We start from the raw sequence: 20,046 nt of genomic DNA on the forward strand, positions 1-20,046 counted from the left end.
ACTGCTGGCTTCCGTTGGCCCTGTATGACATCTTCTGCCACCACCCTGTTTTTATCTACATTATATCAAACCTGAAGTATTGTGTCACACCCCCTTTTGACCTTAATGTCAAAAAGTTGTACAAACCACTTTTGAAGGAATCGAATTTTTAAAACCTTCCACCAAGGGGAGGCTGCGCTCATGTGCTGGACCCAGGGGCGGTTCATTGTGAACCGCCCAGAAGGACTCACTCTAACTGAGATTTAATGCAGAGAAAGAAACTAACGGAAGAACGGCGGGGACTTGTCGGCAATGCGCTCCCGGCAAGTCCCTGCTTTTCTTCTGCCGGAGAGATTGTGCGTTCGCATAAAATTGCGATACGCTCTTGAAGATAATAGAGATTAGCGGTAAAATATAAGTCAAGTGTGCATTAAGGCCCGTTCTTTGAGAATCACCTTACAAAATATCTGTATTATCTGGAAGAAGGAGAGAGTACATGGCGCTTTCTTATAACCGTATGTGGAAGTTACTTGTAGATAAGAAAATGAGCAAAGCGGATTTGAGAAAAGCCGCAGATATTGCGCCGAATACAATGACAAAGCTACGGCGAGATGAAACGGTAAATCTCGCTATTTTGGGCCGTATATGTGAGACCCTCGACTGTGATTTCGGCGATATTATGGAATATGTAAAAGAATCAAAAAATAGTTCAAACACGCAAACATCTTCAAAGGAGTAGTTGTATATGGCAGAGAGGCAACCGTCCTGGGATAAATATGAAGCCGCTATCCTGTTAGAAGGGATCCTTGCCTCTATGAAAGGCGAGCTCACACGCTCAGACGCAGTTAAGGCAGTATCTCACGATTTAAGAGCAATGGCAGTTCATCGGGGCATAGAAATTGATGCGGTGTATCGTAATACAAACGGAATCTCATTTCAAATGAAAAGCATGGAGTCAGCATATTTGGGACGCACAGTTTTCAAACCGGCTACCAGACTTTTTACAGGGGTTGCAAGTTTGTATCATGACTCCCATGACGAGTATCAAAAATTACTGAAGGAGGCAAGAGCAATGATAATCGATGGAAAAACCGTTAAAGATGATTTCATGCGGTATCTTGCCGAACAAGTGTCTCCTGCCCAGCTTTCTGACTTTTATATTTGTTATTCTGAAATCGAAACCTTTTGCTTGAAAATAAAAGTCCTGCAAAAACCGTTGTTCCAGACAACAGACATCGAAACCATAAAGAAAGTTCAGCGCACAATTGAACAAAATAAATTCTTCAGAATAACCCGCAGAAAGCAGATCAATAAAATTGTTGCTGCAGGGCGATATTACTACAACTACATAAAAGAAGGGCTCTATTCTCGTATTGGCATTGAGGAAACAGCAGTTGAGGAATCCAACACCGCCACTCAGACATTTCAGCCACAACACACACATAATATCGCAAACGATACAATGTCAAAATCTGTTGCGAGTGAACAGTCGGATGAGATAAACAGCAGAAGTTTTTCTCGATACCTGTCGGAAACACTGAAAATGGCCGATGCTACCAGTCGGAGTTATTCTTCGGCAATAAATAATTGTGAGGTGTTTGCAAGAGAACACCAACTGCCTTCTTGGCAACTTTACACTTCTGATCGGCAAGCTGCGCAGGAAACGATTCGCTTACTCTTAAACGATGCGGATTTTTTGAGTTACAATGCGAGGCAGCATAATCGCTTCCGAGCGGCTTTGCAGAAGTTTCTTATGTTCATTGGGGCTGAGCCGCAACAGACTGTTCCTACAAAAGCGGACATAGATTCTGCGAGTCCTTACAGGAATGAAGGTTATGAGCAAGTGCTCAGAGAATATTTCATGAAGGGATTCCGTATGGATTCGCCTCTTGAGATACGCAAATTTAAGAGGTATTACACAGCAACCCATGCCACAGAGCTGACTGACTCTGATGATGACATCAGCAACAAAATCAAGCAACTATGCATTCTTTACGAGGGGAAAGCCTTTCTCCCAGATGTCATGTTGAGCGAAGATCGAAAGGAAGAACTGCTGGATTACATCGAGAGCGCCTTTGCAGACGGGAAAGCAGCTATTTATTATCAAGCGATTTTTGCCGAATTTTCTGATGTGTTCTTGGACTACCATATTCACGATGCCGATATGCTGAAAGCGTACTTGACCTCTATCGGAAACGGAAGATTTTTCATCAACAGAAGTTTTATATCGAAAACGCCCGATGTCAGCATGGACCCGCTATCGGAAGTTCGCTCTTGCTTGCAAAACTTTGGAAGACCGGCGACTTATGATGAGCTTTTTGCTGCACTGCCGCATCTTCCACAGAGTAAAATAAAGTTGATCCTTGCCAGCAATGTTGAATTCGTCAACAATGGCCGCAGCGAATACTTCCACGAAAGTATTGTCCATTTGTCTGATGAAGAATTGGATGGAATTGCTGAAATCATCCAGAGGACCATTGACGAAAGGGATTTCATTGGTGGTAATGAGCTTTATGATGCAATCCGGGCAAAATATCCCTATATCATAGAGGAAAATCACACCCTCTCCGTGTATGGGTTCCGGGATGCACTAAAGGCAAAATTAGGTGATAAATTTTCGTTCAAAGGAAATATCATCAGCCGCTCGGGTCAGGAAATCTCGATGGTGGATGTGTTTGCAAAATATGCAAGAAGTCATGATAGTTTCACGCTGTCTGAGCTTCAGGGATTGGCGGATAGCCTCGCTACGACCATATACTTTGATACCGTTTACGAAAACAGCCTGAGAATCAGCCGGGATCAATTTGTATCGAAAGCAGCGGCCCAGTTCCCCGTTGCTGACATAGATGAGGTGCTGGACCGAATCTGTACGGAAAAGTATATTCCCTTGCCGGAAGTAACGAACTTTGGCGCACTCCCCTATGTGGGATTTCCCTGGAACAGCTTCTTGTTGGAACATTATGTGGCAAGTTACAGTCAGAAATATCTGCTCCTACATAGCAGCTTTAATGGAACTGAATGCGCCGGTGCAATTGTGAAGCGTTCCGCAGGCATCGGCAGCTTTGATGACTTGATCATTGACCTGCTGGCCAACAACAATCAAATAGAGATGAAAAAAGCCCCCGTGCTTCAATATCTGAGTGACAATGGATATCTTGCCCGCCGTAGATACTCAGAAATAGAATCGCTCATTATCAGAGCAAAAGCACAGAGGCAAAGGAAGGACACCGACTAATATGTACTCATATACCTGGGATGCCGAGACGGGCGGACTGCTGCTGAACAGCTCACCGCTTTCCTTCAGTAAGGAACCTCGTCCGGTGTATTACAAAGAACTGGATATTCTTGGATTTGACCGGTATTGGAATTATGCAAAGAATGACTCCTACCCCTATATGTGGGCGGAAGCCAACAATTATTTCTACCGGGGACGGCAGGTTGCCAAGACCAAAGGCGGCAGTCTTTATACCCCACCTGAAATTGTGATTATGGACGAGCCAGAGCCCGATGGACAACCTCTCCGCTTTGTTGATATTCCCGCTATGGTCGAAAAGAACCGGGATTTGTTGGAGAAACTGGCCGCAGAAACAATAAAGAAAATATACAACATTTATGTTGAATACATGGATCGGGTCGATGTCTTCTATGTGGCGTTCAGTGGCGGCAAGGATAGTGTAGTAGCCCTCGATCTGGTGCAGCGTGCTTTGCCGCACAATAAATTCAAAGTGCTATTTGGCGATACGGGAATGGAATTCCCGGATACATATAAAATAGTCGAAGAGATTGAACAGCACTGTAAAGACGCAAAGATTGAATTTTTAAGAGCAAAGTCTGACTTCGACCCGAAAGTCACATGGAGGGAATTTGGACCGCCAGCGCAGACGATGCGATGGTGTTGTAGTGTGCATAAAACTGCGCCTCAAATCATCTTACTGAGAGAGTATACCAATAATCCTCATTTTAGGGGAATGGCCTTCACAGGAATCCGAGGAGATGAAAGTGCTTCTCGAAGTGAATACGAAGGTATTAGTCACGGAGAGAAAGTTCGTGGACAATATAGCTGCCACCCAATCCTTGAATGGAACTCCGCCGAATTGTTTTCCTATATCTATGAGAGACAACTCTTGATAAATGATGCCTATAAAAAAGGAAATAGCCGTGCAGGATGTCTTGTGTGCCCGTTAGCCACATCGAAAAATATGTATTTTAAGGAACAAGCATACAGCTTTAGTGATGAGGGATATCGGACAACCACAACATTCAATAACATTATTCTGGAAACAACCTCCAAAGAGTTGTCTAATCCGAGCGCCGTCAAGGAGTTTATGGACATTGGTGGATGGAAAGCACGAAGAAGTGGAAAAGAATTATCATTCGCCAAAAGTTATACAAATGAATCATTTGAACAAGGTGTACTTACAATTCAAGTATCCCGTATAGAAACTGATTGGAAGCAGTGGATTAAAACAATTGGCAATGTAACCTTTCTGGAGAATGGTAATGTCGAAGTGCTTTGCAGAGATAAGTTGTATCACATTGAGATTGCCGAAAATACCAACGGACTAACTGCTACAGTTGTGATAGGGAAAAATACCCAGAAAGACATTTATTTTATGTCAGAATTGAAGACTGTGTTCAGAAAAACCGCATATTGCATTGGCTGTAGAGTATGCGAGGCGAATTGTCCGCATGGGTTTATTTCTATGAAGGATGGCCATGTAACAATCGATGACCGATGCGTAAAATGCAAAAAATGTCACGATGTATTCCATGGTTGCTTAGTAGCCAACTCGTTGCGATTGCCGAAAGGAGAAAAGAAAATGGGGAGCATTGACAGGTATGGAAATATGGGCATTGAACTCGATTGGGTTAGATCGTATTTCAAATTAAAGGATGAATTTTGGACTTCTCCTCACAGCCTTGGAACCAACATGGTTAAAAATCTCAAGAGCTTCTTGAACGATGCCGAAGTTACTGCTAAATCTAAATTTGCACCCTTTGGTAAAGTTATTGATAATATTGGAATAGAGAATTCCGACGCTTGGGCATTGATTCTTTGCAATTTGACATACACATCGGAGTTTAATTGGTGGGTCAAAAACATTGATTTTTCCACAACGCACACCCCTGATACCATTTATGCAATGCTGGATGACTCAATGAGTAAAAATTCTCGTTCACACATTGTCTCCGCATATAAAAACATCCTGATTTCTATTCCTCAATTAAGCAATGAAATCGGCCTGGGTGTCTGTGACTACACGCTAAAAAACGGAAAGCGTTTTTGGAATAGCGTGGTTCGCATCCCCTGGGAAAATCCGAATCCGCTTGTCATTCTTTACAGCTTATATAAATTTGCAGAGGCTTGCGGGGATTACCACCAGTTTACATTGTCCCGCCTCTTAAACCATGACCTCGAAAGTGACGGTGTTAGTCCTACTGAGATTTTTGGTCTTGACCGCAATCAGATGGAAAAGATTTTGAATGGTTTGACTATCAACTATCCAGATTTCCTCAACGCCAGCTTTACACTGGACCTGGATAATATCACTCTCAACAGCGAAAAGACATCTCAGGATGTGCTGAATCTGTTCTAAGGAGGAAGATGCTATGCCGATGTTGGAAAAATACCGTCATTATTTCAATATTGATCCGGATTATTTCCCCGCCGTGAACGAGGCGGTCATCACGAAGAACCCGGAAGTGTGGAAAAAATTCTTCCCCCACGAGACCTTCGTGAAACTTCTGAAGAACACGGTCAGCGTCCTGGAGCGCAAGCAGAAGCTCTGTCTATGGGTGGAAGGTGCCTACGGAACCGGTAAATCCCATGCCGTTCACACGCTCAAAAAGCTGCTGGATTCCAGCGAAGAAGAAACCCGTGAATACTTCCAGAGACATAAAATGGACAACGACCTGTACAACCGCTTCCAGGCCGTGAAGTCCAGCGGTCGTATCTTGACCGTTCACCGCTATGGTTCCGCTTCTATCCGCAGCGACCATAATCTTGTCTTTGCCATCCAGGAAAGCATTGAAAAGGCGCTTGTTGATGCCGGAATTGAAAACAAGGGCGGGAATGCGCTGAAGGATGCTACCATTGCATGGCTCTCTGACAAGGATAACAAAAACTACTTCAACGGACTGATCACTGGCACTTACTCTGACCTCTTTGGCGGAGATGACGCCGATACGGTGATTGAGAAGTTGCGCACCTTCTCCGGCGAGGCGCTGGCAAGGATTATGGACAATATCTTCAAGGTAGCCGATGAGCGTCAGGTAAAAGCTCTGTCGCTGAGCGTGACCGATTTGGGCAACTGGATTCGTGAGGTCATCCGGGCAAACAGTTTGAAGGCGATTGTCTTTATGTGGGACGAGTTTACCGAATATTTCTACAACAACGCCCGCAATCTCACCGGATTTCAGGAGCTTTGTGAAATCAGCGAAACCGATCCCTTCTATTTTGTGCTGGTGACCCATGTGACCCAGGGCCTGTTCCATGAGCGCGACCAGGACTTCATCAAGCTGAACGGACGCTTTGTCAGTCCGCACAGTTTAATCAGCCTGCCTGAAAATATTGCATTCCAACTCATGGGTGCAGCCATGGAGAAGAATAAGGACGAAGTTGTTTTGGCAGATTGGGAGGTAGCCCTTGGCGACCTGACTGATAGAACACAGGCATCCCGTAAGCTGGTGAAGTCGGTGGCTCGGATCACCGACAAAGAGATGATCGATATTCTCCCGATACATCCCTATGCCGCCCTGCTTCTCAAGCATATTTCCTCTGCGTTTGATTCCAACCAGCGCAGTATGTTTGACTTTATTAAAAATGACCGTGGCGATGAAATCAAGGGGTTCCAGTGGTTTATTGACAATTTCGGGCCAGAGGACGACAACCCGCTGCTTTCCGTCGATATGCTTTGGGAATTCTTCTATGATAAGGGAAAAGAATATCTATCGCATGATATTCGCTCTATTCTGGACTATTACAATCGTGCTGGGAATCAGCGCCTTGATTCTGACCAAAAACGTGTACTCAAAACGGTTCTTCTGTTGCAGGCAATTTCTCAATATGCCGGCGACTCTGTTGAGCTGTTTATTCCCAACGAAAAGAACCTTGACAACGCTTTTGAAGGGACTGATATGGAAGGCTCCGCAGCGAGATGTGCGGATCAGCTTGTTCGAGAAAAGGTGTTGTTCTCCAAGTCCCTTGGCGGTGGAAAATTCCAGTATGCTGCTTACAACCATGAAAACGAAATTGATGTAACACCTTTTGAGGAACAGATCGACCGCAAGAGCACCTCGGCTTTTATCACAGAGGAACTTGCTGACAGAACTCGTATCGTGGATGCAATCAGCCTTGGTGGAGCTTTGAAGCTTCGCTATGAACTGCGCTATGTTTCGTCTTCCGACTTTGATTCTACAATCAAGCAGCTTCGCAACACGGAAGAAAAGTATGCAAATAAGATCGTTGCTGTTGTATGCTTTGCGAAAGATGATGCAGAAAGTGTGGTTCTGGGCAAGAAAATACATGACGCCCTTGCTGCTGGCACCTACAACATGATTTTCATTGATGCCAGCCGTACTCCGTTTGGTGCGGATGGCTATGGCGTGTATCGTCACGATATGGCGTTATCTATGTCCCAGCAAGGAAAAGACCCTGCATTAGTTACTCAATATGCCAACAATGCAAAAGATTCTCTGAAGAAATGGAAAACCCGCATTGCAGGCGGTGAGTTTATGGTTCACACCGCAGATAAGCCGGATGGGGAACGTGCTACTACGCTGGACGCTCTGTACGGCCTTCTTGCAGAAATCAACAAGAAAAAGTTCGTGTCCTGCCTTGAGGGCTCTTACAATGTCATTGCCAATATGTATACACCGAGCAGCTTGAAGCAAGGTGTTGAGTGCGCATTCAATGAGAAAACAGCTGGTACCTTCCTGTCCGGCAGTCCCGCCACAAAGTTGGAAATCGCTCTTGACGGCGCATGGAAGGTTCCCGAATACTGGCTTTCCAAGCCTCATCTCTTGATTTCCAAAATCAAGCTGTGTGTTGATGAAATTGTAAACGATGGCTTCCAGAACGGTGGTGGCCGTGTATCTATCAAGCAAATCTATGACGTTTTGAAGGCGGCACCTTATGGTTTTATGCCCTGTAATCTGTCTGCATTTATTATGGGCTTTGTGCTGAAGGAATACGCCTCTGGGACATATAGCTGGAGCGATGGGCTTACCAACGACATTTTGAATGTTGGCAAACTCAAGGAAATGATTGACGAAGTTATTCGCCTTGAAATCACGCCGAATCCTCGCTATAAGGATAAATATATCGTTGCGATGACCCCCGCAGAGAAGGCTTTTAACGAAATTACTTCTGTGGCATTTGGGATTCCGCTTAATATGTGTACTTCGGTTCCAAACACCAGAGAACGCATCCGCAACAAGATGAAGGAATTCTCCTTCCCGATTTGGACTTTGAAGTATATTCTGGACAAAGAATCGCTTCAGACGGAAACCTCCGTGTTGTCCGAAATCATTGATTCTTTTTGTGGAATTGCCAACAGCAATAACATGGGTACAGCGAAGAGCGATAGCGATATTGCCATGGCAATCGGAAATCTTGCCCTTTCCAATCCAGATGCCGCAAAAGATTTGCAAACGATTTTGACCAAGGAAAAGTGTACCCAGGGTATGGCTGCCTACCTTGAAACCTTTGAAAATGGTACGCTTGTCTCTCTTGCTAAAACAGTTGGCGATGGCGGTCAATACCTCAATGTTCTCCGCAGGAAGTTTGATGCGGATGCGGCGAATTGGGTTTGGAATGTCGAAACCGCACAGCAGAAAATCCGTGAGGTTATTCTGGAGTATCAAATCATTGTAGAAAGCAATAAGATTATCTCCAAAAGCATCTCCTATGATGCGACCATACGGGAGTGGTGTGACAAGTGCGGATATATTCGCATCTCCTATGCAGCTGCAAAAAATTATCTTGATGAACTTGGGCCATTCCTCGGAATGCTCTATAACCTGAAAAAAGCAGGAACGCTGCTGGATTCCCAGAAGCAGTCTTTCCTGGAACTTGTTCAGGCAAACGGAAGCGCATTCCGCAACTTCTACAACAACCAGGTTGATCTGTTCAACCGTGTGTGCGGATACTATCTTGATGGGCTTTCAGAAGACGAAATCAAGGATGTGTTTGACACGATGCCTGCTGGCTCATTCACCTACGAAAAAGCAGACTATCTGAATCAGGTTGAAGCGAAGGTTGGGGCCTATAAGGAAGGCCAGAAAAACACACAGTTAAAGAAACTGTGGAGAGAGAAAACTGGGACTGACTCTCCTCGTGACTGGTCGAAAAAACACAAGATGCCTATTCTGTGTCTTATCCCTGACAACGAGGTTGCAAAAGCAAAAGCTGCATTTGGAGCTGTCAACCGTGCCAAAGCGGATGAACAGGCAATCGACCGTGCCATGGAATATTTTGCGTCTGCAAAATTCTTTGACCTTCTGGATGATAGTGCCGCTTTGGACAAAGCGTTTAGAGACAGTATCATCGGAAACTATGCGGTTATGCTTCTAAATATTCAGGAAGTGAAAGATTACCTTGACTCTCACATCACAGCAGAGCCGTTTGAGTGGTTCGGCCTTCCCGAAATTGAAAAGAAGCTTCGTCAAATGGCAGAGGCGAAATATAACCAGGGTGGTTGTGAACGTGCCCTCGCCAAGATCGATGAGATGGATATTGCTGATGTGAAGAAGTATCTAAAGGACCTCATTCGGGATAACATGGTTGTTGGCATGGAGATTATCAAAGGGAACTGAGGAGGTGCAAAATGACCATCCAAGAAGTCATTAAAAAAATTGACCGCTATCTGAAGAAAGATAATGTCGAGCCTCTTATCGTAGATGTTCAAAACAAGGCAGATTTGGAAGCCATCATGCTCCACTATCAATTGCCCCAAAATGTCTTTCTTTGTGCCTCTGATGCGGCGTTTTGCAAACCTGATGAATTCCCTGTCATCCCCAACATTCTTGAACGCCTTGCTCATGAGAATACCAACTTTTTTGTCAGTGAGATCACGAGCTTCCTCAAGTTAAAAGGCGAAAAGGCCTTGGTGCAAGAATTAAAAGAACTTCTATCTATGAGCACTGAGGGCCATGCAGTTATCCTCACCTTTCAATGTGTGGAATACTTGCATACCCTTATTAAAAATGACAGGCGCCTTGATAGCAGAATTTGCGTTTTAGAGGGGATACCATCCGCTCGTCCTAAGCTGATTTTTACCGCAGAGGGCATTCAACCTACGGACGCAAGTGCGCTGGTAAAAGGGCTTCGAGGCATGGCCAAGGCGGTGGAATCAGCCGCAGCAGAGATTCTATACATCGAGACTGCAAAAAGCAAGGATCAGTATCCGTTTTCGCTCTATACGATCTCAGATTTGAAGAATCCTTATGAAGTATTGTGTCATTTGGACGCAATGACATCTGTACTGCCAGAAAGTTACGGAGATGAAGAGAACTGGCAGTATGCTTTGACAGAGTTTCGGAAATATTCTTCTTGGCAACAGTTGATTTCCGCCCAAATAGGGAGCGTCAACAATTTGGATATTGTTATCTCTACTTACAAACAAAAAGCTTCTAACAAGAAATGGCTTTGGTTGTACTTTATCGGGCTCAAACTGTTCCATGCGGGAAACAACTCCTACTTCAACAAGGCAATAGAAACGGCTACTTCCCCATCCGGGCTGATTCACAGCTTGTATCGTACTATCTTAGAGGAAGATCCGACCGACAAAGACTTTATTTCCCAATATAGACAAAGAAAAGACCTTTTGAATTCCATTGAAAACCCACTTGATGAGGTCAGTGGATTTTGCAAGATAGTCCAAAGCAAGGGGAAATATGCGCTCTGCTACCTGACAGACAATACCCTTCAGGAAAAGGAGCTTATTTTCAAGCTGTTGGATAGATACAGTGAGGACTTCGGGAGAGCAGAACTTCTTGATATATTGGAGCGAATTTATCCTGATCTTCGGGCGTATCTGACAGCGTACCATTTCAAAAGTGAACTGCTTGATAACTATTTCCAGGAGTACAAATATCAGAAGGTTGTCAATAAGATTTTCCCGGACTTCATGACACTTGTCGAAAAGCAAGCAGTCGATCGGGATTATAACAGAATTCTCCCGCCACGCAGTTCTGTGATAGAAGGAATTGATGTAACGGATACCCAGACTTATTTTACAGATGCAATGGGCGTGGAGTATCTTGGCTATATCATGTCCAGATGTCATGCACTTAAACTCATGGCGAAAGTTACTGTGTGCAGATGTGAGCTTCCATCCATCACCAGTCGGAACAAGGAATTTTGGGATGTCCTATCCACAGATCGATTCCCCATCATCTCTGTTGATAAGATAGATAAAATCAAGCATCACGGTGAGGAAGGCTATGATTATAGTCGAGAGGATCGTAAGCTCCCGATTCATTTGATTCGTGAACTGGAGCTGATTGATGAACTCCTGAAGAAAATCAAAACAAACCTCACAAACGGCGACTATCAAAAGGCCATCTTAATTGCAGACCATGGTGCCAGTCGGCTTGCTGTAATTCACGGAACCGAAAATCTATGGGAAATGCAATCAAGCGGGAAGCACTCTGGGAGATGTTGTCCGAAAAGTGAGGTCGATGAGAGGCCGGACAGTGCCACGGATGCGGAAGATTTCTGGGCGCTTGCCAATTATGACCGTTTTAAGGGAAGCCGGAAAGCGAATGTTGAGGTTCATGGCGGCGCAACATTGGAGGAAGTTACCGTACCGATTATCGAGATTTCGTATCTTAACGATGCCGTTGAAGTTAAAATAATGCCGATTGATTCAACTGCAACATTTACGGGTATCCCCGAAATTTTCGTTAGTTTCCGCAAGAAAGCTGCCATTAAAGTATTTTCTACGGAAAAGTTGGTGGATGTCAGCGTCGTAATAGACGGTCATACCTACGAAGCAAAACCGACTGCTGATAATTTCTATGTTGTTGAGGAAATGACTGAAATTCGTCGTGCCAAGACATACAGCGTAGATGTATTTGCCGGTGGAATGCCTGTTGCCACTGGCCTGCCACTTCGAGTGAAAAAAGAAAGCGGCAGCGAAAAGAACATTCTGTAAGGAGGGATACTCGTGACCGAAAAACTTCGGGATTGTTTCGATGAAATGGTCGTCTACAAGGATTTGAAGAAAAGCAACTTCTTTTCTGCGTTAGGTCTGCCATCGTTTTTGAGAGACTGGCTGCTCAAAAAGTTTGCTGATGATGAAGGTAATCTGGACATAGACGAACTTACGGATTTTATCCGCACCTATCTTCCGAATAAAGAAGAATGGGTCAGAATCAAAGATAGAATCATTAACGATAACGAGCGTGTCAAACTCCTGACCAAGATTTCTGTCGATATAAGCATAAAAACCGGAGAAATCACCTTTTCATTGCCCGACTTCGGTTTGACAAATAAAGAAACCATGATTGATGTGTCTACATGGGATCAGTATCGTGGAGAGCTTATCAGTGGGCAGGAGGTCTGGGGTGTGGTCGAGCTCGGCTATCGACCCCCGGATGACACTGCGAAGCCTAAAATTCCAGGGAAAATTCGCCTTACTGGATTTACAAATTTCTGCCCTTATACTATTGACCTTGATTATTACAAGGATGTTCGGAATGAATTTACAACTTCCGAGTGGATTGATGTGCTGTTAGGGGCCATAGATTACAATGCGGGCGGGTATGAAAGTGAGGAACAAAAGCTTTCCATGCTGACACGCATTCTTCCCTTTGTGGAGAAACGCCTCAATCTGATAGAGCTTGCACCCAAAGGAACTGGCAAGTCCTATGTATTTGGCCATGTGAGTAAATATGGTCTTCTAACAGATGGCGGAAAGGTAACTCGGGCAAAAATGTTTTATGATACCGCTCGGAAGACTCCCGGCTTTGTTACCGGCCACGACTTTATCGCAATAGATGAGGTAAAGTTGGTGCAGTTTGGCGATGTGAACGAAATGCGCTCTATCATGCAGGGATATATGGAGTATGGACAGTTTAACATCGGTGGCTACGAGGGGAAATCTGATGCAGGCATCATCTTCCTGGGTAACATCGCACAGGATAATATGGATGAGTGGCAGAATATGTTCTCCGAGCTGCCCTCACTATTTCAAGAAAGTGCATTGGTAGACCGAATCCATGGTTTCATCAAGGGTTGGGATATACCAAGAATGAATGATGATTTGAAGCTGTCCGGCTGGGCGTTAAATTCAGAATACTTCTGCACCATTTTGCACGAGCTTCGCAATGATGTGAGTTATAGAGCGATTGTTGATCAAATTATTGATGTTCCTGATAGGGCAGATACCCGTGACACGGAGGCCGTAAAGCGCATTGCAACAGCATATTTGAAGCTGTTGTTCCCGAATGTGCGGAGCGCACGGGACATCAATCCAAAGGGATTCCAGCAATATTGCCTTCGTCCTGCTGTCCGTATGCGTAAAATCATCAAACGGCAGCTTGGGATTCTCGATGTGGAGTTCAAGGGTAAGGATGTGCCTTCTTTCTCGCTGAAGGAGATTCCTTATGAAAATTGATTGTATCATCTGCGGTAAAAATAATCTTAACAAGAACACCATCGGTATTAACAAAAAACTATTGGGCGAAGACATGGAGAATTTCTACTGTATGGATTGCCTTGCCGAATATCTTGGGTGTACTGTTGAGGAATTGCTTGATAAAATCGAGGAGTTCAAAGAGGAAGGCTGTAAATTATTTGAATGAGGTGGGATTGTGAAGCGTTTTATCTATGCGGATAATGCAGCCACAACACAACTGGATATTGATGCGTTTGAGGCGATGCAACCATATCTTTTAGAAGAATACGGAAACGCTTCGCAGCCCTATTCATTTGCGAGAGCGCCCAAAAAAGCTCTGCGGGAATCGAGGGAAATCATTGCCCAGTGTATTGGCGCTCAACCTGACGAAATATTTTTCACTTCAGGTGGTACGGAAAGCAACAACTGGGCAATAAAGGGAACTGCATTTCTCGACCCGGAAAAACACGGATTTATAACATCAGCCATTGAGCACCATGCGATTTTGCGTCCGTGCGCTGATATTGAAAGAATGGGCTATCCCGTTTTTTATCTGCCGGTAGATTCTACCGGCAAAGTAAATACCGCAACGCTGTCAGAACACATTGCACCGGATACTCGGCTGGTTTCTATTATGGCCGCCAACAACGAGATAGGCTCCATTCAGGACATTCCAGCGTTAGCTGCCATTGCTCATTCCGTTGGCGCAATGTTTCATACCGATGCTGTTCAGGCGGTTGGACATATCAAAATAGATGTGAACGATCTTGGTGTAGATATGCTTTCTGCTTCCGCCCACAAATTCCATGGTCCCAAAGGTATCGGCTTCCTGTATGTCCGAAAAGGGACGCCGCTGGCTCCATACGCAAGTGGCGGCAGTCAGGAAAACCACATGAGGGCGGGCACAGAGAATATCGCATCTATTGTAGGTATGGCGGCTGCATTAAAAAAATGTGTAGATGGACTGAAAGATACAGCGGAGCATTTAACTCGGCTGGAAACCAAACTAATCATGGGCTTGTCAGATGCGAATGTACGATTTTCCAGAAATGGGAGCGCAGCACATATCCCCGGGAACATCAGTCTCTCTTTCCCCGGCTACAGTGGTGAAGCCCTCTTGCACCGATTGGATTTGATGGGAATCTGTGTCTCTACTGGTTCAGCCTGCAATAGCAGAGAAACACAAATATCCCATGTGTTGCAGGCGATTAAACTGGAGCCAGAACTGGCAAAGGGAACAATACGATTGTCGTTAGGAAAGAACAATACAGAAGGCGATATCGACGAAATCGTTGATGCACTTTTGCGAATTTTGAAGTAGAGCTTCTATTGAATACGATAACAATCATCAGCACTTGCTGGATGTGATGAAGTCCCTGTAAGGTGGTGTCATGATGAGCGAAGAACAACCCCTGATTGATTTTAGCCAAATCCCAGAATATGAAATGAAAGCCCTCTGCCGTACACTGCTGCAATCTTGCAGGGAGTTCTATTCCGACCCCAAGAATGTTGAGAAATTTGAACGGTGGAAAGCAGAGCGTGACAAGGAAAACAGAAAAGAGGTGTGATGATGTCAAGGACGATAACCGTAAAAGGAGTTGGCAGAGTCTCCACTCCGCCGGATTACATCGTCATCTCCATGAGCCTTGAAGCGCAGGATACGAACTACGAAAAAGCGATGGAACAGGCCGCACTCCAGATTGACTATCTAAACAAGGCGCTGGAATCTGTCGGATTTAAGAAGAAGTCTGTAAAAACCGTGAATTTCAATGTTCGCACAGACTATGAACGAGTAAAAGACAGAAACGGCAACTATAAAAGCGTATTCAACGGATATATCTGCAATCACCGGCTCAAAGTTGAATTTGATTTCGACACAAGGCGGCTGGCGCAGTCCCTTTCCGCAATCTCAAAATGTCTTGCCAAACCAGAGCTGTCCATCGCCTTCACAGTAAAAGACCCGTCTGCGGTCAACAAGAAGCTTTTGAAATCCGCAACGATCAACGCACGGGAAAAAGCGGAAATTCTTTGCGAAGCCTCGAATGTGGCGCTGGGAGATCTGCTCGCCATCGACTATAATTGGGGCGAACTCAATGTTGTCTCACGCACTGAATATATGCTTGATGAAAAGTGCTTGGCGATGCCGATGGGAGCCATGGCCGATATGGACATCGAACCGGATGACATTGATGTAAGCGACACAGCCACTTTCGTCTGGGAGATTCGATAATCAGAATGTGAGGTGCGGAAATGACTTGGGATGAATATTACGAAAAGTTCTATGACTGGGCGACGAGTACACAGATTCGACGGCTTTCCGCCCTCACCTCCTATGGCTCCCCGGCTGAAGTCACCGAAGTAGCTATGGAATTGTGTGATGAAAAGGCCGCAAGTCGGCTGATAAACAGAGCCTTGGATGCCGGTGTCACCTTTCAAGTCGAGAATATTGAGGATTTGAATTGCTGCGTGGATACAGCGACGATGAAGCGTGTCGTTTCCTCCGTCCAAGGAACACTTTCCGATGAAGCGTTGGATACCCTCACCGGCTGCATGGATGATGAAGTATTCCAGACACTTCTGAAAAAGGCTACGAGCGACCAATATGCACCGGCAACGATTATGGAGTTGGTTGACTGCGCAGATGAAGAGACCTTCAAAACGATGGTAATGAAAGTCACGGGATGCTTTGACGCTGAGCAGCTTGATATTTTGAGGGATTATCTTGACCAGGCAACTATCGAGACTCTGATTGAGAAATCGTTACAGGGCATGGTGCGGTTCGCTCCGCAGCAAATCATGGAGTGGCTCGATTTTGGAATTTCGGAATCCCTCATTGAAAAAATGTCGCTGACCGCCCAAGGGACATTTGATGCCAATCAAGCTGAGGAGTTGTATGATGTACTCCCAGACGATACATATTTGAAGATTGCGAAAAAGCATCATCTGGAACTTCACAATGAGCCCATCTACGAGGACATATCTTATCAGGAATCCGCAGCACCTCGATTGGGCTTTTGGGGAACGCTATTCGCTGCGATTGCCGGAATCAATGCAGTTTCCCGGCACAGCGAACGACACCAGCATAACGGACATTGTAACGGGGACTGCGCCAACTGCCCTCCCCACTATGGGTATCGCTATGGACGATGGTACTATGGCCACGGTCATCAATACGGCTGCGAGTTTGGAGGTAACAAAGGCGATGGCAGCATGGATTGATGAGGTGCATTGATGTTTGGAAAAAAGAAAAAGGCTCCTGCGCCGGCCTTCGATGTGACGCAAAAGCTGAAGAAAACCTGGTATGGCGGCAAGAAACGGATTCCTACCACAAAGGCGGAACAGCGCAAGATGAAGGAGGCAATCCTGAAGGTTTATCCCGAGGCGATTGTCATAGATGATAATGCAAAGCGGCAAAGGGAACTGGATTGGATAGATCGAATTAAGGAATACGATGCCTTGTTCAATGACTAAGGCTATAAAGCCACCGAGAAGATAGCAGAGGGAAACCCGCTACAACATGGTCAGAGCATCCAATTTAATGTAATGATCCGTTTTTATCCAGCATCATTGCCACCTGAAAGATGAACTCTTCCGGTGTCGGTCTGTCGCTTTTGAATGACATCATATCCCATAACTTTTGCGCCTCCTTGTCATGGTGATCGTAAGCATGATCAATAGCCAACTGCATTTCACGGAGTACATTTTCTGGCGTGGTTCCGTTCTCCCTGGCAATTTTCGCAATAATCTCTTCAAAGTTTTTCATGGATATTCCTCCGTCTTTAGACTTTTCTCTTGTTCTTTGGCGCAAGTATAACATCATAAGAATGTCGAAATCACTCACATTTTGACAGAGGAAAAAGAAAAAGCGTGGAAGAGCCGAAAGCTCTTCCACACTCATCTATCTACCAATACAGACACTACTTTTAAGACCCGCATCCTTTCTTCGTGAGGGAGCGCCTCGATGGCGGCAGAAAGCTCCGAAGCAACTCCGGCAGTCGCTCGATCCACCACATCCACCAGAAGGTCATCCGCAGATACGCCAAGCACATTTGCAATCGCTACGAAAGTGTCCATCCTCGGAATCTTGGTTCCGCGTTCAATCACGCTCACATGGGTCGGGCTAATGTCAATGCAGGCGGCAAGATCTTCTTGTGTCATGTTCTTTTTCTCCCTTGCAGCCTTGATTCTTTGTCCAACTGCTCTTGCATCCATCCTGCCACCGCCTCCTTTAGAACTCGCTTTTGTTCTAAAGAATAGTATAGTGGTGATGGCCTGATTCATACAGAATCCAAAGAACGAGGTATAATTCTAAAGAACTGTTTACGCGGATAACTTTCAGCAAAGATAGAAAAATCGAGTATCAGGTAAGGCAGTATTGATTGACTGCGCTTTTGATAGCACGCACCAATCAATCGTTTTTTTCAATCTGCATCCAGCGGCGCACTGACTCGAACAGTGCAGATGGCTTCACGCAAGACCTCATGGTCGAGCTGTCCTGGCGCTGCCGCAGTAATAGTTTACAACACGATCCGCCCCGATGCCCGAATGCCTTGTAGTCTCCACCGCATCGATACTGGTGCCAAAGAACAGAAATTCCCAGCCATATAGGAGGACTCTTCTTCGGTTTGGTCGCAGGGAAAGCAGTAATCACAAAATTCCTCGAAAGCATTCACTCTCGATATCGGCGATCTCATCCAGTGGGATTTTCGTCCCATCGGTCAGAACAAATACTCGCTCATAATAGTCAATCCGTTTCAGACTGCCGGTGTGGGATGTATAGGAGCCTCCGGCCTTCCTCTCATCCGGGACGAAGTAGGTAATGGTGATCTCCGGTCGGTCTGCTATGATGTCCTGAAGGTACTGCTGTTTCCGGTCCAGCTCCTCCCGCACTTCCTCCCCAATCTCCACTTTTGTATCTGTCAGCCGTCCGGTTTCCTGGATGGCATCCTCGTAGCCGGTGAGAGCGGCGAAGGGGGAAAACTGTGCCGCTCTGTCCAGCATGGACATCTGCGGCCTTGTTTTGGAGACATGATGGGGCAGATGGATGATGTCATCATACTGTGTTTTCATGATTTTTGCCCCCCTCAAAAGGTGACCACAATTCCCTTGTGGTCGGATAAACGCTTGTCCACATTCCATTCTTCCAGAACTGGCCGTTTGGTGGTAACCATACTGCTTGACACGGCAATGTGGTCAATGCACTCTGTCTGTCTTTCGGTCAAAAGGGTCAATCCTGTATCACGAAACAAATCCAGAAGCGTTGTCCTTGCGGCCTGTGTGAAACAGTAGTTATCCGAGAAGGAGCAGTTAAAATCTCCGCAGACACATATCCCATCGCCCAATTCGGACAGGCGGCGAATGTCATCACACTGCCGGTGCAGTTGTTCCATGAAGGAAGAATGACGATTGCCCAGCGTACCTATGATTGTCCCATACACCAGCAGATTCCCTTTTTCCGTCTTTAGCTCAGCACAGAGGGCGGTACGCGAATCATAGGTTTGATGCAGCCGAACAACGGGATAGTTGGTGTAAAGCGAGACGCGATTTTCTGTGACGGCATAGGGAATGGTCTTATCTCCCATCAATGATGTGGTCTCGCAGCAGAAGGCATAATCGGGATGCAGCCGCTTGTCTGTCTCGGTCAGCACAAGGATGTCGGCATGGATGCCATCACATAAGCCTTGTATCTGGTCGAGCTGTTTTTTGTGCCTGAGCCGCTCCACATTCCATGTGGCAATTTTCACGCCCTATGCCCTCCAATCTGCCCGTTCCTGTCCTTGGCCGTTGCCCCTTCTTCCAAATTCATTCCCCGGAGGATCGCATTCTTGCCGAACTTCTTCTTGATGGTCAGCATAGCCGTCTGCATTTTCTGCTCCCGCTCCAATTCCTGCTTTTCCCGTTCCTGCTGCGCCTGTTGTGCGGCATAGTCGGTAAACAGGTCGAGCTGTTCAAAGCCCCCGTTTTTCACCGGCGCAGACTCTTTCGGAAGGACATGGTTCGCCACCACATTCAGCCTTCGGATGAGAAGGTTTTTGCCTACAATGCAATCAAACAACTCTGCCGCAGCGCACATTATTTTGCGTGTAGATGATGTGTGTCCGTCCAGATTGATGGTGCCATGGGCGTGTTTGGGGATCTGGCGTCCGTAATGATCCTTCACAACCGCACCGTGGTACTTTGCTTTTCTGGCCGGGTCGGTGAGGTTTTCGATGTCATAGCCCACCGTCACCACCAGCTGATCGGTGACAAGCCCCTTGTCCACCAGATCCAGCGAGAGCATATCGGCCATCTCCCGCAGGACAAGCCGTGCCTTCTCCGCATTGTAGGGACAGTGTGTTATGAGACAATAAGATATCCCTGAAAATGCCAACGCAAAATCCTTGAAATTGCCAAAAAAATTCCCTGGTCTTGCCACAAGAAAATCCCTGTAAAGGGAAAAGGCAGA

16 protein-coding genes and 1 pseudogene are annotated in these 20,046 nt (G+C 45.7%); 12 read left to right on the plus strand and 5 right to left on the minus strand.

Translation table 11 applies throughout. The features are described from left to right. Window positions 1-475: 475 nt before the first annotated feature. The 12 genes from ACTQ3R_RS15325 (at window position 476) to ACTQ3R_RS15380 (ending at window position 17,072) form a co-directional block, all read left to right on the plus strand. A complete protein-coding gene (locus tag ACTQ3R_RS15325) occupies window positions 476-718 on the plus strand; it encodes a helix-turn-helix domain-containing protein (protein ID WP_071430733.1) in 243 nt (80 codons plus the stop codon). Window positions 719-724: 6 nt separating this feature from the next. Continuing rightward, entirely contained in the window at window positions 725-3,214 is a 2,490-nt protein-coding gene (locus ACTQ3R_RS15330) for a hypothetical protein (protein ID WP_087233699.1), read from the plus strand. A gap of 1 nt (window position 3,215) precedes the next feature. After that, complete coding sequence (locus ACTQ3R_RS15335) at window positions 3,216-5,576, plus strand: phosphoadenosine phosphosulfate reductase domain-containing protein (protein ID WP_071430729.1); 2,361 nt, start codon at window positions 3,216-3,218, stop codon at window positions 5,574-5,576. A gap of 13 nt (window positions 5,577-5,589) precedes the next feature. Further along, a complete protein-coding gene (locus ACTQ3R_RS15340) occupies window positions 5,590-9,795 on the plus strand; it encodes a hypothetical protein (RefSeq protein WP_071430727.1) in 4,206 nt (1,401 codons plus the stop codon). 11 nt (window positions 9,796-9,806) lie between these two features. Next, a complete protein-coding gene (gene pglZ / locus ACTQ3R_RS15345) occupies window positions 9,807-12,137 on the plus strand; it encodes a BREX-4 system phosphatase PglZ (protein WP_071430725.1) in 2,331 nt (776 codons plus the stop codon). Window positions 12,138-12,149: 12 nt separating this feature from the next. Then, window positions 12,150-13,601 carry a BREX system Lon protease-like protein BrxL gene (gene brxL / locus ACTQ3R_RS15350; protein WP_076944459.1) on the plus strand — a complete coding sequence of 484 codons (1,452 nt, stop codon included), beginning with the start codon at window positions 12,150-12,152 and terminating at the stop codon, window positions 13,599-13,601. Beyond that, on the plus strand, window positions 13,591-13,788 hold the full coding sequence (locus ACTQ3R_RS15355) for a hypothetical protein (protein ID WP_071430723.1): 198 nt from the start codon (window positions 13,591-13,593) through the stop codon (window positions 13,786-13,788). The genes brxL and ACTQ3R_RS15355 overlap by 11 nt, the downstream gene beginning before the upstream one ends. Window positions 13,789-13,797: 9 nt before the next feature. Then, window positions 13,798-14,922: a cysteine desulfurase family protein gene (locus ACTQ3R_RS15360; RefSeq protein ID WP_235821954.1), complete on the plus strand. Its 1,125-nt coding sequence runs from the start codon at window positions 13,798-13,800 to the stop codon at window positions 14,920-14,922. Between the two features lie 73 nt (window positions 14,923-14,995). Then, window positions 14,996-15,169, plus strand: a complete 174-nt coding sequence (locus tag ACTQ3R_RS15365) for a hypothetical protein (RefSeq protein ID WP_158100246.1) — start codon at window positions 14,996-14,998, stop codon at window positions 15,167-15,169. A 2-nt stretch (window positions 15,170-15,171) separates the two neighbouring features. Beyond that, complete coding sequence (locus ACTQ3R_RS15370) at window positions 15,172-15,831, plus strand: SIMPL domain-containing protein (RefSeq protein WP_083389885.1); 660 nt, start codon at window positions 15,172-15,174, stop codon at window positions 15,829-15,831. A 20-nt stretch (window positions 15,832-15,851) separates the two neighbouring features. Next, a complete protein-coding gene (locus tag ACTQ3R_RS15375; protein ID WP_441780088.1) occupies window positions 15,852-16,820 on the plus strand; it encodes a hypothetical protein in 969 nt (322 codons plus the stop codon). Between the two features lie 12 nt (window positions 16,821-16,832). Next, window positions 16,833-17,072, plus strand: a complete 240-nt coding sequence (locus ACTQ3R_RS15380) for a hypothetical protein (protein ID WP_071430715.1) — start codon at window positions 16,833-16,835, stop codon at window positions 17,070-17,072. Window positions 17,073-17,136: 64 nt separating this feature from the next. On the opposite strand, the gene ACTQ3R_RS15385 is transcribed toward ACTQ3R_RS15380, so the two are convergent. The 5 genes and pseudogenes from ACTQ3R_RS15385 to ACTQ3R_RS15405 form a co-directional block, all read right to left on the minus strand. Next, window positions 17,137-17,364 carry a sporulation initiation factor Spo0A C-terminal domain-containing protein gene (locus ACTQ3R_RS15385; protein ID WP_071430713.1) on the minus strand — a complete coding sequence of 76 codons (228 nt, stop codon included), beginning with the start codon at window positions 17,362-17,364 and terminating at the stop codon, window positions 17,137-17,139. A gap of 131 nt (window positions 17,365-17,495) precedes the next feature. Next, entirely contained in the window at window positions 17,496-17,813 is a 318-nt protein-coding gene (locus ACTQ3R_RS15390; RefSeq protein WP_071430711.1) for a helix-turn-helix domain-containing protein, read from the minus strand. A gap of 435 nt (window positions 17,814-18,248) precedes the next feature. Further along, window positions 18,249-18,671: a hypothetical protein gene (locus ACTQ3R_RS15395; protein ID WP_087233705.1), complete on the minus strand. Its 423-nt coding sequence runs from the start codon at window positions 18,669-18,671 to the stop codon at window positions 18,249-18,251. A 14-nt stretch (window positions 18,672-18,685) separates the two neighbouring features. Further along, on the minus strand, window positions 18,686-19,345 hold the full coding sequence (locus ACTQ3R_RS15400; RefSeq protein WP_071430708.1) for an endonuclease/exonuclease/phosphatase family protein: 660 nt from the start codon (window positions 19,343-19,345) through the stop codon (window positions 18,686-18,688). After that, window positions 19,342-19,941 (minus strand): annotated as a pseudogene (locus tag ACTQ3R_RS15405) (DinB/UmuC family translesion DNA polymerase); the annotation flags it as partial. The gene ACTQ3R_RS15400 and the pseudogene ACTQ3R_RS15405, both read right to left, overlap by 4 nt. Window positions 19,942-20,046 lie beyond the last annotated feature (105 nt).

It is taken from the genome of Lawsonibacter sp. LCP25S3_E2, assembly GCF_052117285.1.
Classification (GTDB): Bacteria; Bacillota; Clostridia; order Oscillospirales; family Oscillospiraceae; genus Lawsonibacter.

Bases quoted from the DNA above. Each gene is read 5' to 3' on its own strand.
- ACTQ3R_RS15325 (WP_071430733.1), top strand. From the start codon at position 476: ATGGCGCTTTCTTATAACCGTATGTGGAAGTTACTTGTAGATAAGAAA.
- ACTQ3R_RS15330 (WP_087233699.1), top strand. From the start codon at position 725: ATGGCAGAGAGGCAACCGTCCTGGGATAAATATGAAGCCGCTATCCTG.
- ACTQ3R_RS15335 (WP_071430729.1), top strand. From the start codon at position 3,216: ATGTACTCATATACCTGGGATGCCGAGACGGGCGGACTGCTGCTGAAC.
- ACTQ3R_RS15340 (WP_071430727.1), top strand. From the start codon at position 5,590: ATGCCGATGTTGGAAAAATACCGTCATTATTTCAATATTGATCCGGAT.
- pglZ (WP_071430725.1), top strand. From the start codon at position 9,807: ATGACCATCCAAGAAGTCATTAAAAAAATTGACCGCTATCTGAAGAAA.
- ACTQ3R_RS15355 (WP_071430723.1), top strand. From the start codon at position 13,591: ATGAAAATTGATTGTATCATCTGCGGTAAAAATAATCTTAACAAGAAC.
- ACTQ3R_RS15365 (WP_158100246.1), top strand. From the start codon at position 14,996: ATGAGCGAAGAACAACCCCTGATTGATTTTAGCCAAATCCCAGAATAT.
- ACTQ3R_RS15370 (WP_083389885.1), top strand. From the start codon at position 15,172: ATGTCAAGGACGATAACCGTAAAAGGAGTTGGCAGAGTCTCCACTCCG.
- ACTQ3R_RS15375 (WP_441780088.1), top strand. From the start codon at position 15,852: ATGACTTGGGATGAATATTACGAAAAGTTCTATGACTGGGCGACGAGT.
- ACTQ3R_RS15380 (WP_071430715.1), top strand. From the start codon at position 16,833: ATGTTTGGAAAAAAGAAAAAGGCTCCTGCGCCGGCCTTCGATGTGACG.
- ACTQ3R_RS15385 (WP_071430713.1), bottom strand. From the start codon at position 17,364: ATGAAAAACTTTGAAGAGATTATTGCGAAAATTGCCAGGGAGAACGGA.
- ACTQ3R_RS15390 (WP_071430711.1), bottom strand. From the start codon at position 17,813: ATGGATGCAAGAGCAGTTGGACAAAGAATCAAGGCTGCAAGGGAGAAA.
- ACTQ3R_RS15395 (WP_087233705.1), bottom strand. From the start codon at position 18,671: ATGAAAACACAGTATGATGACATCATCCATCTGCCCCATCATGTCTCC.